At 64.2% G+C, this 14,967-nt stretch carries 15 protein-coding genes; 8 read left to right on the top strand and 7 right to left on the bottom strand.

The features are described from left to right. Positions 1-27: 27 nt before the first annotated feature. Genes AVAK2825_RS22450 through fliF form a run of 3 tightly spaced genes read right to left on the bottom strand, consistent with a single transcriptional unit; the run spans position 28 to position 3,469 of the window. Positions 28-756 (bottom strand): FliH/SctL family protein, encoded by a 729-nt coding sequence (locus tag AVAK2825_RS22450; protein ID WP_284402656.1) that lies wholly within the window; start codon positions 754-756, stop codon positions 28-30. Further along, positions 740-1,735, bottom strand: a complete 996-nt coding sequence (fliG, locus tag AVAK2825_RS22445) for a flagellar motor switch protein FliG (RefSeq protein WP_272565391.1) — start codon at positions 1,733-1,735, stop codon at positions 740-742. The genes AVAK2825_RS22450 and fliG overlap by 17 nt, the downstream gene beginning before the upstream one ends. Before the next feature lie 51 nt (positions 1,736-1,786). After that, positions 1,787-3,469 (bottom strand): flagellar basal-body MS-ring/collar protein FliF, encoded by a 1,683-nt coding sequence (gene fliF / locus AVAK2825_RS22440; RefSeq protein WP_284402654.1) that lies wholly within the window; start codon positions 3,467-3,469, stop codon positions 1,787-1,789. 171 nt (positions 3,470-3,640) lie between these two features. Between fliF and fliE the strand changes: the two genes are divergently transcribed. Continuing rightward, positions 3,641-3,949, top strand: coding sequence for a flagellar hook-basal body complex protein FliE (fliE, locus tag AVAK2825_RS22435; protein WP_272565395.1), 309 nt, complete (start codon positions 3,641-3,643; stop codon positions 3,947-3,949). A 317-nt stretch (positions 3,950-4,266) separates the two neighbouring features. On the opposite strand, the gene AVAK2825_RS22430 is transcribed toward fliE, so the two are convergent. The 4 genes from AVAK2825_RS22430 to AVAK2825_RS22415 all read right to left on the bottom strand — a co-directional run bounded on the left by AVAK2825_RS22430 (position 4,267) and on the right by AVAK2825_RS22415 (position 7,960). Beyond that, entirely contained in the window at positions 4,267-4,566 is a 300-nt protein-coding gene (locus AVAK2825_RS22430; RefSeq protein ID WP_092745692.1) for a flagellar protein FliT, read from the bottom strand. 2 nt (positions 4,567-4,568) lie between these two features. Further along, a complete protein-coding gene (gene fliS, locus AVAK2825_RS22425; RefSeq protein ID WP_272565397.1) occupies positions 4,569-4,994 on the bottom strand; it encodes a flagellar export chaperone FliS in 426 nt (141 codons plus the stop codon). Between the two features lie 158 nt (positions 4,995-5,152). After that, positions 5,153-6,577, bottom strand: coding sequence for a flagellar filament capping protein FliD (gene fliD / locus AVAK2825_RS22420; RefSeq protein WP_284402653.1), 1,425 nt, complete (start codon positions 6,575-6,577; stop codon positions 5,153-5,155). Between the two features lie 156 nt (positions 6,578-6,733). After that, positions 6,734-7,960: a flagellin gene (locus AVAK2825_RS22415; RefSeq protein WP_284402652.1), complete on the bottom strand. Its 1,227-nt coding sequence runs from the start codon at positions 7,958-7,960 to the stop codon at positions 6,734-6,736. A 385-nt stretch (positions 7,961-8,345) separates the two neighbouring features. Here AVAK2825_RS22415 and AVAK2825_RS22410 point away from each other — a divergent pair, with 385 nt between their 5' ends. The 7 genes from AVAK2825_RS22410 to AVAK2825_RS22380 all read left to right on the top strand — a co-directional run bounded on the left by AVAK2825_RS22410 (position 8,346) and on the right by AVAK2825_RS22380 (position 14,960). Continuing rightward, complete coding sequence (locus AVAK2825_RS22410) at positions 8,346-9,575, top strand: flagellin (RefSeq protein WP_284402651.1); 1,230 nt, start codon at positions 8,346-8,348, stop codon at positions 9,573-9,575. 82 nt (positions 9,576-9,657) lie between these two features. Then, the gene (locus tag AVAK2825_RS22405; RefSeq protein ID WP_284402650.1) at positions 9,658-9,888 is read left to right on the top strand and encodes an acyl carrier protein; all 231 of its coding nucleotides are present in this window, start codon (positions 9,658-9,660) and stop codon (positions 9,886-9,888) included. Positions 9,889-9,894: 6 nt separating this feature from the next. Further along, positions 9,895-10,932: a ketoacyl-ACP synthase III gene (locus AVAK2825_RS22400; RefSeq protein ID WP_284402649.1), complete on the top strand. Its 1,038-nt coding sequence runs from the start codon at positions 9,895-9,897 to the stop codon at positions 10,930-10,932. Between the two features lie 4 nt (positions 10,933-10,936). Next, a complete protein-coding gene (locus tag AVAK2825_RS22395) occupies positions 10,937-11,704 on the top strand; it encodes an SDR family NAD(P)-dependent oxidoreductase (protein ID WP_284402648.1) in 768 nt (255 codons plus the stop codon). A gap of 9 nt (positions 11,705-11,713) precedes the next feature. Continuing rightward, on the top strand, positions 11,714-12,379 hold the full coding sequence (locus AVAK2825_RS22390; protein WP_284402647.1) for a NeuD/PglB/VioB family sugar acetyltransferase: 666 nt from the start codon (positions 11,714-11,716) through the stop codon (positions 12,377-12,379). Positions 12,380-12,425: 46 nt separating this feature from the next. After that, a complete protein-coding gene (locus AVAK2825_RS22385) occupies positions 12,426-13,664 on the top strand; it encodes an FkbM family methyltransferase (protein ID WP_284402646.1) in 1,239 nt (412 codons plus the stop codon). Positions 13,665-13,712: 48 nt separating this feature from the next. Continuing rightward, positions 13,713-14,960 (top strand): WavE lipopolysaccharide synthesis family protein, encoded by a 1,248-nt coding sequence (locus tag AVAK2825_RS22380; protein ID WP_284402645.1) that lies wholly within the window; start codon positions 13,713-13,715, stop codon positions 14,958-14,960. Positions 14,961-14,967 lie beyond the last annotated feature (7 nt).

Below are 14,967 nucleotides of genomic sequence, written 5' to 3'. Positions count from 1 at the left end.
GGCAACAGCGAGCATTCAGGGAGGGTGTCAGCCATGGGCCTTCTCCCCTTCAGCATCCCAGGCGGACGCCAGGCCCAGCGCGGCAATTGCACGCTCCCAGCGCCGGCCCAGCGAGCCATCGATCACCGTCCCGGCCGACTCCACGAAGCAATCGCCTACGGCCACGGCCGCATCGGGCAGCCACTGCACCTTGGCCCCCGCATAGGCTTCGCCCAACGGTTTTTCAAGCACCTCCCAGTCGGCGGGATTCATGCGCACCGTGGCCGGGCGGCCTTCGGCGATCAGCATGCCCAGGGCTTCGCGCACCACGGGCAGCAAGGCCTGCGGCTGGCTCGACAGTTCCTGGCGGATCACCTGGCGGGCGATGTCGCAGGCCAGCTGCAGCACTTCCTGCGCGACATGCTGCTGCATGTGGACGAGGCTGGCCTGGGCCGCCTGCACCACCTGGTCCATCCGCTGCGCGACCTCCTGGCCCTGGCCGGCGATGTAGTCGTCCATGCGCTGCTGCCACTCGAGTCCGGCCTTGTCCTCGCCATGCGCGCGGCCCTGCTCGAAGCCCTCCTGCCGCGCCGCTTCCAGGGCGCTCAGGTGCGTGGCCTCGTCGAAGACGACCGGAAGCGGTTCCGGCTCGGGCTCCGGCACGGGGGGCAGCAAATCCGATCCGTCCACGGCGCCGAACTGCCACTGGGTCACCTCCCCGACCTCTTCGCTGGGGATGAACCGCGTGTAGCTGCGCGGGTTATACGAATGCGTCATCACCGCCGCCTCCGATCACGATCTGGCCTTCATCCGACAGGCGGCGAACGGTCTTGAGGATTTCCTTTTGCTGGGCTTCGACTTCGGACAGCCGCATCGGGCCACGCGACTCCAGGTCTTCGCGCATGGCCTCGGCGGCGCGCGACGACATGTTGGCCAGGAATTTCTCGCGCAGCTCGGGCACGGCGCCCTTGAGCGCCACGATGAGCGTTTCGGACGCCACTTCCTTGAGCACGGTCTGGATCGCACGGTCGTCGAGCTTGGCCACGTCGTCGAAGACGAACATCTTGTCCATGATCTTCTGGGCCAGGTCGGGGTCGTAGCCCCGGATCGACTCCAGCACCACGCTGTCCATGTTGGAGCCCAGCAGGTTGATGATCTCGGCCGCCGCCTTGACGCCGCCCAGCGAGCTCTTGCGGATCTTGTCGCCACCCGCCAGCACCTTGAACAGCACCTCGTTGAGGTCCTTGAGCGCGGTGGGCTGAATGCCCTCCAGCGTGGCCACGCGCAGCAGCACTTCGCTGCGCTGGCGGTCGGTGAGCTGCATCAGCACGGCTGCGGCCTGCTCGGAATCGAGGTGCACCAGAATGGCGGCGACGATCTGCGGGTGCTCGTTGCGCAGCAACTCGGCCACCGACAGCGGGTCCATCCACTTCAGGCTTTCGATGCCGGAAACGTCACCGCCCTGGAGAATCCGGTCGATCAGCAACGCGGCCTTGTCGTCGCCCAGCGCGCGCTTGAGCACCGACCGCACGTAGTTGCTGGTGTCGGACACCAGCAGGCTCTGCGCCGCGGCGTCGCCGGAAAAGCGGTTGATGACCGAATCGACCTTCTCGCGCGAAACCGAGCGCATGCGGGCGATGGTTTCGCCCAGTTTCTGCACTTCCTTCGGCGACAGATGCTTGAAGACCTCGGCGGCTTCCTCTTCGCCGAGGGACATCAGCAAAATCGCAGCATCGTTCAGGCCTTGGTCATCCATGGAAAGCTCGTGGTTTCATGCGTCGGTGGGAAATCATCGCACGGCGCCGCGTCACGACTCGCCGTTGACCCACGTCTTGAGAATATTCGCCACGGCCATCGGGTTCTCCTTGGCCAGCACACGGGCCTCTTCCAGGCGCAGTTGCTCGGGCGTCTGGGCGACCTCCTCGGGCTTGGACGGCGCGGCCAGCGCCGGGCGCTGCGGCTCTTCCGCCTCGATGGCGTCGAGCTGTCCGCCCTGGGCCACCGGAATCGCCCGGGGCTTGCCCATGCCCTTGATGGCGGGGCGCACCAAGCCGAGCAGTACCATGGCCGCGAACAGGGACATGCCCACGGGCCAGCCCAGGCTCTTGGCCAGCTCGATCATCTCGGGCTGCTTCCACAGCGGCAAGTCCACCACCGGCGTGGAATCGACCAGGAACGGCGTGTTCATGAGGTTCACCGAGTCGCCACGCTCCTTGTTGAAGCCGATGGTTTCGCGCACCAGCGCCGTCATTTGCTCCAGTTGCTCGGGCGACAAGGCCTTGTTGGTGGGCGCCTTGCCCGCGGCTTCCGCCACGGCCTGGTAATTCACCACCACCGCCGCGCTCACGCGCTTGAGGGCGCCGCTGCCGCCGCGGGTCACGCGGACGGTCTTGTCCACTTCGTAGTTGGTGATGGATTCGCGCTTGCTGCCCGTGCCCTGCGCGCCCTGCTGACCAGCGGCCGTCGGTGCGGGGTTGGCGCCGTTGATGGGCGCGGTCGAAGGCTGGGGCGGCTGGTTGCTGGTGGCGCCGGGCACGCCGCTGGGCGGCTGGGCGCCCTGGGTGCCGGCGCTTTCCACGACCTGCTGGCTGCGCACGGCGCTGGCGTCGGGCGTCTGGTTGGGGCGATGCTGCTCGGAGGTGGATTCGGTCTGGCTGAAATCGACCTCGGCCGTGACCTGCGCCTTGACGTTGTTCTTGCCCACCACCGGCTCCAGGATGTCCAGGATGCGGCGCGTGTACTGCTGCTCGATCTGCTGCACGTAGCTCAGCTGCTGTGCGTCCACGCCCGAACCGGCAGCCGTGTCGGGGGATTGCGACAGCAGCTTGCCGGTGTCGTCCAGCACGCTCACGGCGGAGGGCGACAGCTCCGGCACGCTGGAGGCCACCAGATGCACGATCCCGGCCAACTGCGTGCGGTCCAGGAAACGGCCGGGGAACAGGCTCAGCAGCACGGACGCGGAAGGCTTTTGCTGCTCGCGGAAAAAACCGTTCTGGTTGGGCAGAGCCAGGTGCACGCGTGCGCTTTGCACCGAAGACAGCGCCTGGATCGACCGGGTCAGCTCGCCCTCCAGGCCACGCTGGAAGTTCAGCCGCTCCTGGAACTGGGTGACGCCGAACCGGTTCGTCTCCATCAGCTCGAAGCCCGTCACCGAGCCCTTGGGCAAGCCCTGGGTGGCCAGGCGCAGGCGCACGTCGTGCACGCGCTCGGCCGGAATCAGGATGGCGCCGCCGCCCTCGGCGTACTTGTAGGGCACGTTCATCGTGGACAGCTGGGCCACGATGGCGCCGCCGTCCTTGTCGCTCAGATTGGCGAACAGCACCCGGTAGTCCGGCTGGCGGCTGAAGACCACCGCGGCAACCACGGCAGCGATCAGCAAGACCATGCCTGCGCCCAGGCGCATCCGCTGGCCCCGTTCGAGCGCGGAAAACCGCTGCATCCACGAGGGGTTGGCGGGACTGATGACAGGGACTTCAGCAACTGCGGACATGGTGCTTTCCAAAAGGTCCGACCCGGCAGAGGGTTGGCGTGGGGCGATTATTGGACGAGCCCCTTGCCGACGTAGCCGAGATAAGGCCGTCGTTTCACCATCTATTCCCCAGGATGGCGCGGCGCCGGCCCCCTAGGATTGCACCATCCCGCCATTCCTTCGGACACAGCCATGGACCTCCGCATATCAAGCCCCACCACGCCACTTGCAGGCGCTGGCCTTGCGCGCCGTGCCGCGGCACCGCAGGACTCGCAGGAAGTGGGGTTTTCCTCGGCGCTCAAGGGCGCGCTGCAGTCGGTCAGCGCCTCCCAGAACCGGGCGGCCGACCTGCAAAAGGAAGTGCAGATGGAAAACCCGGCCGTGAGCCTGGAAGAAACCATGGTGGCGATCCAGAAGGCCCAGATCGGCTTTCAGGCCACGCTGCACGTGCGCAACCGCATGGTTCAGGCCTACACCGACATCATGAACATGCAGGTTTGACGCCAGCCCGCAACATCGAACCCATCATTTGCTATTATTTTTATAGCGAAACGCCTTAGTACTTATTGCACTGGAAGGCCATTTGACTGGTAATTCCTTGCACCGCTGCGGTTGATACAGCCGCGCCGCATGGGCTTTCGATTCAATACACCACCCGCCTCAACCCCGCTTGGCGGCGGCGGCGATCCTGAAAACAACACTGCCGAAGGCGCACTGCGCGCCAGCCTGCTGGCCGCCACCGCTCGCTGCACTGCGCGATGGCGCCGCTTGGCACTGGCCGGGCAGGCAGCCCGGCGAGGGGACGACCCCCTCCCTCCTCAATGCATCATCTGCGGTTGGCGCTCCAGCAAATGCTCGAACTGCGACAGCCAGGGTTCCGCCAGGCAGCGGATCTGGGCATCGTTGCTCAGGATGCGCTGCATGATGCGCGTCTTTTCCCGGCGGTGCTCCGGCAGCAGATCGTGCTCCTGGGCCTTGAATCGCAGTTGCTCGATGAGCACCGCGCAGGCGCCTTCGTAGCGAACCACGCCGTCCCAATCCTTGAGCTTGGCAGCCTCCAGCATCTTGGCGCTGCTGTCTTCGATGGCTTTGTAGTAATCGATGAGCATTTCAGACATTCTTAGTTTCTCCCACCGGAGGCCGAAGGACGGCCGCCGGCACCGATCTCGCCCCAACCCTGCGCCACCGGCACGATCAGGTTGACCACTTCTTCCACCAGGGTGACATCGTTGCGCAGGTTGGCCATGGTGAGCCGGCCCACGCAGTAGTCGTACAGGGCCCGCAGATTGGCGGCCAGTTCACCACCCTGGGCGGGATTGAGCGCTCCCTTAAGGCCCTCTTCGATGATGCGCACGGCCTTGCCCAGTTGACGGCCCTTTTCCTCCACATCGCCGCGCTGCATGGAGCCGCGGGCCGCGTTGAGCGACTGCACCAAGCCGTCGAACAACATCTGGATCAATTGATGGGGCGAGGCGCCATCCACACTGGATTGCACACCGACCTGCCGATAGACCGAGGCGGCGCGGGAACTGACTGGCGTGTACATCGAGAACTCCTTCATGCTACTTACATTCAATATCGGCAGATCAAGAAGGAACTCAAGGACATTTACGAGGTGTTTTGGCGTTCTGGCAGGGTGGCGCAACGGAGAGTGACCCAGGGTTCAGGCCGGCCGCGCGGCGGCGGCGGGCCCGGACACCGGGCTTACTTGTTCCACTGGGCGACCTGCTGCGTGATGTAGCTGTTGAGGGCCGAGAGGCTGCCCATCTGGGTGTCCAGCGCGGTGTATTGCGCGCGCATTCGCTTTTCCAATACGGCCGCGCGGTTGTTCACCTTTTCCTGGTCGGACGTGTTGCGCTTGACTTCCAGGTCGAGGGCGTCGGACTTGTTGTTCATCAGGCCGTCCAGCGACAGCAGTCCAGAGGTGAACGACTTCATGCGAACGGCAGCGCCAGTGCCCGTGCCGCCCGAGGCCGGGTCGGACGCAAACAGCTGCTTGAGCGTGTCGGGCGTTTTCAGCGCGTTGTCCAGCTTGGTGTTGTCCACCGTCAGCTTGCCGCCGCGCTGCACTTCCAGGCCGATGTCGGAGAGCGTCTGCAGGGCAGACGTACCGCCGACTGCGGCACCGATGGCCGCCCGCAGCGAGTTCTGCAGCCCGACCGCCGTGCTGTCGCCCTGCAGCACGCCCTTGGTCTTGCTCTCGCTGTCGTATTTGGTCGAAGAACCCAGCAGGTCATTGACGGCGTTGTAGGCATCCACGAAATCCTGGATGTTCTTCTTCATCGTGGCGGTATCGGCCTTCACCCCCATTTCAACGTCGGTCGTGGTCACTTGCGACACCGTCAGGGTCAGCCCGGGAATGGCTTCGGTGAACGTGTTGTCCTTGGACGTCACGCTGATGCCGTTGATCTTGGCCTGCGTGTTCTGTGCGTACTGGATGGTATTGGCCGCCAGACCCACGCCTGGGGAGTTTTGCGGATCGAAGGCGAGCTTGGAGAGGCCCGGCGCCGCCGGATCTTCCGCCACCTGCACGCGAAAGCCCGACTCTTCCCCGGTGGTCTTGGAACGCAGCAGGAGCCGCTCCCCGGAGGCATCGCGCAACACGGTGGCCGTGACGCCAGCGTCGCCCTCGTTGATCTTGGCGGCGATGTTCGTGATCGTGTCGGTCGCGCTGACCGAGACATTGATCGGCTTGGAGGACCCCACGCCGAAGGTCGGTGGATTCGCAGTGGAATCCCAGGTGCCCAACTGGATGGTCATGGTGCCTGCGCCAATGACAGAGTCCTTGGCGACGGCGGTGGAAGCATTCGATTGCGCGCGGGCCAGTTGCTGCACGCTCACACCGAAAGACGATGCGCTGGCGATTCCCGACACCGTGGCCGTGACGGCCGCACTGTTGGAAGAGCTGACCGCCATGCCGTTCCACGCACTGTCCCGGGTCAGCTTGGCCGCGGCGTCCGACAAGGTCGAGAGCAGCGACTTCACCTGGGAGAACGTGGAAATCTTGGTCTGGATGGTGTCCGCTTTGGCTTGCAGCTGAACGAGGGGCTGCTTTTCCAGCGCCACCGTCTTGGTGACGATGGTTTCGACGTCGAGCCCGCTGCCAATGCCTATCGAGGTAATACCCATTTTGGTCTCCCAGGCAGCCGGGGCCGCCATCAACAATCAATACACGATTGTGGCGAGAATCGCTTCGATCTAAAAGCAGGAAAAGCGGCGACAGGAGTGGCCCTGTCGCCGCTTAAAAGGGTTCGGACCGCTCCGCCCCCCTTTTTAAGCCACTGATCAACCACGCAGCAGAGACAGAACGCCCTGTGGCAGCTGGTTGGCCTGTGCCACCATCGCGGTGCCGGCCTGTTGCAGGATCTGCGTGCGCGACAGGTTTGCCGTTTCCTTGGCGAAGTCGGCGTCCACGATCCGGCCACGCGATGCCGACAGATTCTCGGCCTGAATGTCGATGTTACCCACCGAGTTCTCGAAGCGGCTTTGCAGAGCGCCGAGGTCGGCACGTGCGGAGTTCACCTGATCGATCGCGCTGTCGATCTTCTTCAGGGAAACCCATGCGTCCTTCTGCGTCGCGACGGTCACGGTGTCGATGCCCTTCTTGGCGGTGCCGGTGGCGGCCGCAAGCGTCGGGGCGGCGAAGCCCGTGTTCGCCACGGAGAAGCCGGTGGTGCCGCCGAAGGTGATGGTTTCCGGCACGGGAGGCGTTGCACTGTTCAGCTTGGACGAAGCGAACTCCAGGTCGTACGTGCCGTCGTCCTTCTTGGTCAGGAAGGCGGTCACACCGGTGTCGGCGGACTTGTTGTTGATTGCGGAAACCACTTGGCCCAGGCGTTCCACACCAGAACCGGCAGCCTTGATTTCACCCAGATCGATGGCGGATGCCGAGCCCACCTGGATCGTCAGGCCACCGGCGGCGATCTTGGTGCCGAAGCCCGTGACCGTCGTGTCGGAAGCATTCAGGGAGGTCACGCTGCCCGTGGAGTACTCGATGTTCGACAGGCCCGCAGCCGACGAATTGGTCAGGGCGCCGACGGTGATGTTTTCACCGGAGTTGGCACCCACCTGGAACAGGGCGCCTGCGAAGCTGCCGTCCAGGATCTTCTGGCCGTTGAAGCTGGTTTGCTTGGCGACGCGGTCGATTTCGTCGGTGAGCTGCTTCACTTCAGACTGCAGTGCAGCGCGGTCCTTGGTGCTGTTGGTGGCATTGCTGGCCTGCACCGACAGTTCACGCATCCGTTGCAGCATGTCGCCGACCTTGCCCAGGGCGCCTTCTGCCGTCTGGGCCAGCGAGATGCCGTCGTTGGCGTTGCGGGCTGCCACGGTCAGGCCCTTGATCTGGGTGTTCATGCGCTCGGCGATCGACAGACCGGCGGCATCGTCCTTGGCGCTGTTGACGCGCAGGCCGGAAGACAGGCGCTGCATCGAGGTGGTGAGAGAGTTCGCAGACATGCCCAGATTGCGCTGTGCGTTGAGCGAAGCAATATTGGTGTTGATGGTAGAGGCCATTGAAATGCTCCTTGGTAACTTAAATTCCGGCTAGACCGCCGATCACAACGCTGACCCCCATGGCCAGCTGCCAAGACCGGGGCGGCAGTCACGTGAACCCATCCATCGCTTGCCGGTCAACAAATTCGCTTGAACCTGTTGGTTAGGTTATCGGGCAGGCCCTGGAGAACTTGAGCGTCTCCACGCAAAAAAATCGACTTTTCCCGGCACCGCCCGGGTCAGCCACCTCCCACAAGGGTGGATATGGACGGTTTTCCGCCCTTTTTTCCCCACGCCAGGAAAACCCCACCTGGGGAGAATTCTCCCAACGCTAGGGTTGCCCGCTGATGGTGGTGTCCTTGGCCACGGCAGCTGTGCCTTGTCCCTTTTGCGAAGGAGTTCCGTAATGGCCTCGACGATCAACACCAACATCGCCTCACTCAACGCCCAGCGCAATCTGGGAATGTCGGCAGCCTCGCTGACGACCACCATGCAGAGGCTGTCTTCCGGCCTGCGCGTCAACAGTGCCAAGGACGATGCGGCCGGCCTGGCCATCGCCGAGCGCATGAACACCCAGGTCAAGGGCCTGGCCGTGGCCTCCCGCAACGCCAACGACGGCATCTCGCTGGCCCAGACGGCAGAAGGCGCACTGGGCAAGGTGGGCGACATGCTGCAACGGATGCGCGAACTGGCCGTTCAGGCCAGCAATGCGACGAACAGCAAGGCCGACCGGGCCGCGCTGCAGTCCGAAGTCAAGCAGCTCACCGACGAAATCGACCGCGTTTCCAAGCAGACCAGCTTCAACGGCCAGAAGATCCTGGACGGCAGCTTTGCGGGCGCCCTGTTCCAGGTGGGCGCCAATTCCGGCGATAACGTCACGCTCGGCGCCCTGGCGGACACCCGCGCCTCGGGCCTGTCCAGCATCATGTACTCGAGCACGAGCACCGCGATCGCCGTGGACGCGTCGGACACGTCGATCTCCGCCTTCGGCAGCGCCATCCCTGCAGGCGGCCTGACGATCCAGGTCGGTTCGGGCTCCGCCATCGACCTGGGAAGCATCAAGGCCGCCGGCTCGGGCGTGGAACGGCTCGGCCAGGTGATCTCGGCGATCAACAACAAGACGGCCGATACGGGGGTGACCGCCTTCCTGACCAAGAACGACGACGGCAGCTACGGGCTGGAGTTCGCCTCCTCGAAACTGACGAATGCCGTCCCCCCCGTGCCGGAGACCGTCACGTTCGGCGGCACGACCGGATTCACCGTGGCCAATACGGGCTTTACCCCGCCCACGCTGACGAACGCCACGGGTACCGGCCAAAAGGGGATCGACAGCGTCGATGTCGGAACGCAGAGCCAGGCCTGGGTGGCCCTCAAGAAGATCGACAGCGCGATCGATCAGGTCAATTCGGCGCGCGCTGACCTCGGGGCCCTGCAAAGCCGCTTCGAAAATGCCATCGCCAATATCGACATCCAGGGCGAGAACATGTCGGCAGCCCGCGGCCGCATCGTGGATGCCGACTTTGCCAAGGAAACGGCGAACCTATCGCGCACGCAGATCCTGCAGCAGGCGGGCACTGCGATGGTGGCCCAGGCGAACCAGTTGCCCCAGCAGGTGCTGAAACTCCTGCAGGGCTGAAGAAGAAGGCATCCGGGGCTAATACACTGCCGTTGGAGGCCGAAATCTTGGTCTCAGCGACATTTTCTATTCTGGAGTACGCATGCCTTCGCCTTCCATCGAGCAATTCATCGAAAGCTTTCTGACCGCCGTCGATTTCCAGGAGCCGGTGGAGGTCACCGTGGATACCGAACTGCGTGCTCTGCCCGAGTGGGACTCCCTTGCCGCCCTGGGTGTCATCGTGATGTTCGACGTGGAGTACGGGAAAACCATCGTGGGCGACGACCTGAAGAACTGCGTCACGGTCACGGACCTCTACAAGCTGCTGGGGTAGACCACCATGGGCCTTTCCACCCTGCACAACGTGCGCTTTGCAGGCATGGCGAGCTGCGTGCCCAAGCGCGTGGTTTCCAACCTCGAGGATTGCCCTCCGAAAATCCGCTCGGAGCGGGAAAGGCTGGTTCGCAACATCGGCATCCAGCAGCGCCGCCTGTGCGCGTCGTGGCAATGCTTTTCCGATCTGGCGCAAGACGCCACCGAAAAGCTGCTGCAGGAACTGCAGTGGGCCCGCGAAGACGTGGGCGCGCTGATCGTCGTGACGCAGTCGCCCGACTATCCCATTCCCTCCACCGCCATCATCCTGCAGGACAAGCTCGGGCTGTCGCAGTCCACGATCGCGTTCGACGTGAATCTCGGCTGCTCTGGCTACCCGTTCGGGTTGCACCTGCTGGGCAGCATGATCGCGTCCGGCACGGTGAAAAAGGGCCTGCTGCTGGTGGGAGACCGCTCCGCAAGCGAAAAGGACCCGCTGTTCTCCGACGCCGGCACGGCGACCGCACTGGAATTCGATCCTTCAGCCGCGCCCATGTATTTCGACCTCAACAGCGACGGCAGCGGCTACAAAGCCATCATCAAACCGGTGGGTGGGCATCGGGAGCCCTATGCCTTTCATCACAGCATCCCCACGCGCGACGAGGACGGGGAACTGCAATGGCCGGACCGCCTCCTCCTCGACGGACCGGCCGTGCTCAGCTTCTCCACGCAGAAAATTCCTCCGGCCGTGGAGCGCACGCTGCAATATGCAGGCGTGTCCAAGGACGATGTGGACTACTTCGTCTTCCATCAGGCCAACCGGATGATCAACGAGACCATACGCAAGAAGCTGGCACTCCCTCCTGAGAAAGTTCCATCGACGCTGGCCGACTACGGCAACACCAGCGGGGCGACCCTGCCGGTTACCATGACCGCGCGCCTGAACGAAACGCTGGCCAGCGGCACGCACAAGCTGCTGCTGAGCGGCTTCGGCATCGGCCTGTCCTGGGGCACGTGCATCCTGGACATTGCAGGGGCTCGCTTCCCGGCCATGCTGGAGTCTTGATCCGATGGACGCAACGCCCACCCCCTTCCACCTGCAGGGACAGCGCATCCTCGTCACGGGGGCCACTTCGGGCCTGGGCCATGCCATCGCCATCGCCTGCGCACGCATGGGAGCTCAGGTCATCGGCGTGGGCCGCGACGAAGAGCGCCTCACCAGCACGTTGCAGGCACTGCAAGCCGTCGCACCGGCAGCCGAGCACCTCGTGGTGCGTGCAGACCTGACTCAGCCTACCGATCGCTCCGCGCTGGTGGAGCAGATCGCTTCTGTGCCATTGAACGGCATCGTCCACAGCGCAGGCATTTCTCGCCTGTCTCCCGTGCGAATGATCACGGAACAGCATCTGCGCGAAGTGCAGAGCATCAACGTAGACGCCCCGATACTGCTGACGCAGGCACTACTCAAGCGCAACCTGATCGCGCCGGGAGGATCGATGGTGTTCATCGCCTCGATCGCCGCGCACATCGGCGTGCCGGGAGTGGCCGCCTACTCGGGCACCAAGGCCGCATTGATTGCGATGATGCGCTGCCTCGCGATGGAGGTCGTCAAGCGGGGCATCCGAGCCAACTGCCTCTCGCCCGCCCTGGTTGAAACGCCATTGCTCGACGCCACCGCCACGCTCGTGGGCTCGATGGAAAAGGAGCGAGGCAACTACCCGCTCGGTTTCGGCCAGCCGGAGGACGTGGCCAATGCCGCCGTGTTCCTGCTGTCCCAGGCCAGCCGATGGATCACCGGCACGACGCTGGTGATGGACGGCGGCCTCACCATCAGTTGATCCCCCCTCATGGCTACGCCCTCCACGGATACGTCCGCTCCGCATCGGAACCTGCTCATCGTGGGCGCTGGTGGCTTCGGCCGCGAAGTCCTGACGTATATCGAAGACGACAACCCGCTGTTTCGCCCCAAGGGCTTTCTGGATTCGCGCACTTCGGCGCTGAACGGCATGCAGCGCTCGATCGGCATCGTGGGCGATCCCCTGACCTACACCCCCGTGGATGGCGACGTTTTCATGGCCGCACTGGGCGATCCGATGGCGAGATACAAGTACACCGAGGTACTGCGATCGGTCCACGACGTCGACTTCGCCACGGTCGTGCATCCCCAGGCCCATGTGACGCGGCATGCCCGGCTGGGCCGTGGCTGCATCATCGCACCCCGTGTCGGCATTTCGGTGGATGTCCAGCTGGGCGATTTCGTGTGCGTCCAGGAATATACGGTCATCGGGCACGATGTCCGCGTCGGGGATTGGTGCCAGATCAACAGCCACTGCTCCATCGGCGGCGGCGCGAAGATCGGCAACTTCGTGTCGATCCATCCCAATTGCGTCATCACCAGCGGCACGGTCATCGGCGACAACGTCAAGGTCGGTGCGGGCAGCGTGGTGTATGGCCGCATTCCGCCCAACATCACCATCATGGGCAATCCGGCCCGGCGCTTTTCCTGGAGTTGAACGTCTCCGGCGCCCCGGCACCGCATGCCCCCGCGAGCGACCCACCATGGCCTCACTGCCCCCTTCCTTCCCGCCCGACGCCTTGGTCAGCCGCATCAACCTGGATCGCTTCCAACTCGATGAAGCACTGCTCGCCATGCTGGACCTGTACCGCCGCGACCCGCATTTCTGCATACCTGAGCAGGCGCGCGAGATCTTCGCCCGGCGCGGGGACCGGACGCGCTTCATCCTGCTGGGAACTAAGACCTTCGCGGAAGTCTTCATCCGTGCAACCCGCGACCAAGGCTGGGCCCTGGCCGTGGTGGATGATTTCAAGCACGCCAGCGGCGAGGACTACTACGGCGTGGACATCATTTCCACCGACCGCTTCCTTGCGATGCTGCGCGAGGACCCGGACATCATTGCCATCAACTGCTGCCGGACGGATTATTCAAGGCGGTTTTTCGACCGGCTCTGCACCCGCCACGGCATCGCCCATTTGAACCACGAGCAGGTCACCCGGCTCTTCGGCATGAATGACCGGGTGGACTACCGCACGGCCGACTGGGCCCCTGCCATCAGCAGCAGGTTCGATGAATTCCTGGCGCTGGAGCGGCGGCTTGCGGATGCACACTCCGTGAGCACATTGCGCAGCGTGCTCCTGTTCCACCTGAGCTGCAATCCCGAGTGGTACCTCACTGTGGCCAGGCCCTATTCGACGCTGTACTTCCGCTCGGGCCTGCTGACATTCTCGGACCACGAGAGGTTCGTCGATTGCGGCGCCTCCATCGGCGAATCCACGACCGGGCTGCTGGGCCTCACGGGCGATCGCATCGAACACTCCTGGATGATCGAGCCCGATCGGCTGAACATCGAGGTGCTGCGCAAGCTGCAGCAGGGCTACGCAGGCACCGCGCTCGAATCCCGGATTTCGCTGCATCCCTTCGCCGTCGGGGAGAACGACTCGGAAGCCCCGTTCCACCATCTGGGAGGGCATGGCGGCAGCATCGCCGTCGATCCGAATGCGCCCTTGGAGGCGGTGCGCATCCGGCGCATCGATGACCTCATCGATGCGCCACCGACCTTCATCAAGATGGACATCGAAGGATTCGAGATCCCGGCGTTGCGAGGCGCCCAGGCGGCCATCCGCGCCGGCCTGCCCAAGATGGCGATCTCCGCCTATCACCGCGCGGCCGACCTGCTGGACATCCCGGCACTGGTGGATTCCGTGGCCCCCGGCTACTCGATCGGGCTGCAACACCACACCGAAGATCGCTGGGATACCTGCCTGTATTTCTATCGCTGAAACGCCTCTCCAGAGGCATTCACTCCACTACCCAGAGGGCACCGCAGGATGGCCAAGATTCGGGGCGGCCTTGACCGCGTTCTACTGAAATATCCGGAAATCGACCCGGCCAAGGTCCGGCTGATCGGCTGGGGCGCTGGACAGGCGTTCACGGACTACTACCCGCTGCTGGGCCTGCCGGTGGAATACACCGTGTGCCCGTTCACCGCCCACCAGGACAGGCAGATCCATGGCGTTCCCGTCCGCAGCCCCGAAGCGCTCATGAAGGAACCGCATGAGGAAGTGCTCTTGGTGATCTTCGCAGCGCATTCGGCGGAAATCATGAACCAGATCCGCAACCTGTGGGGCGACTACCGCTGCGTGCCGGCGCTCACCCACAGCGGCCGGCATGGAGACATCGACCAGCTACAGGCTTTCTCCAGGGTGTTCGAAGGACTGTCCCTGCAGCGCAAACCGCCCCTGCGAACGCCTTCGCTCGGCATCTTCGTGCAGGGCCCGGTGTTTCCCTATACCCCCATGGCACTGGCCTGGCAGCGAATGGCGTGCCCCGAGGCGCATCTGTGCTTCGTCACCTGGGATCACCAGTCCGCCGCCAGCCTCGATGCCTGCCGACCATGGGTGGATGCCGTGATCACGCTTCCCCAGCCCCAGAACATGGTGGACAGCCGCAATGCCATCATTCGCTCGGCCAAGGCGGGCGCCCGGCATCTGGCCGAAGTGGGCGTGCCGTACTCGGTGCGCATGCGAAGCGATACGGTCGTCACCGGATCGCTCTACCGGACGGTGGAAGAACTGTTCGACGATGGCAGCAGGAACGAGGGGAAATTCGGCTTCCTGGCACATTCGTCCTGGAAGCAGATTCCCTTCCATTTCTCCGAGCGTTTTCTCGTGAGCCGCACCCAGGACATGTGCGAGCTGTGGGCACTGCCGGAAGACCTGCGCGGTGCGTCCGAGATCCAGCACCGGACCGACGAGCCCTACCAGCAGATCCAGAAGGCGGCCGTCGAATGCCTGCTGTGGCAGAGCCTGGCGCGCAAGTGGGGTGAGCCGGCCCGGAACCTCGCCGATGGCTACCGGTTCGCCGCGAACCATCTTCTGCCGATGGACGAGTACGCCGATGTCCTGTCGCTCAAGAGCGTCCCGATGTTCAATCTGACCCTCAACAAGGGCTTCGTCGGCACGCCCGCCTGGTGGCGGGAGGTCTACGCCGATCTGCCCTCGGCCATGCGGCAGGCGCACGAGGAAAGCGCTCAGGGCTTCACGATCGCCGAATTCTTCAGTGGCCGGGTCGGCTGACGGCCCC

Origin of the sequence: Acidovorax sp. SUPP2825 (assembly GCF_030158995.1) — a bacterium.
Taxonomy (GTDB): domain Bacteria; phylum Pseudomonadota; class Gammaproteobacteria; order Burkholderiales; family Burkholderiaceae_C; genus Paracidovorax.
The sequence above is the reverse complement of the archived record's forward strand: the minus strand, read 5'-3'. Positions and strand labels throughout refer to the sequence as shown.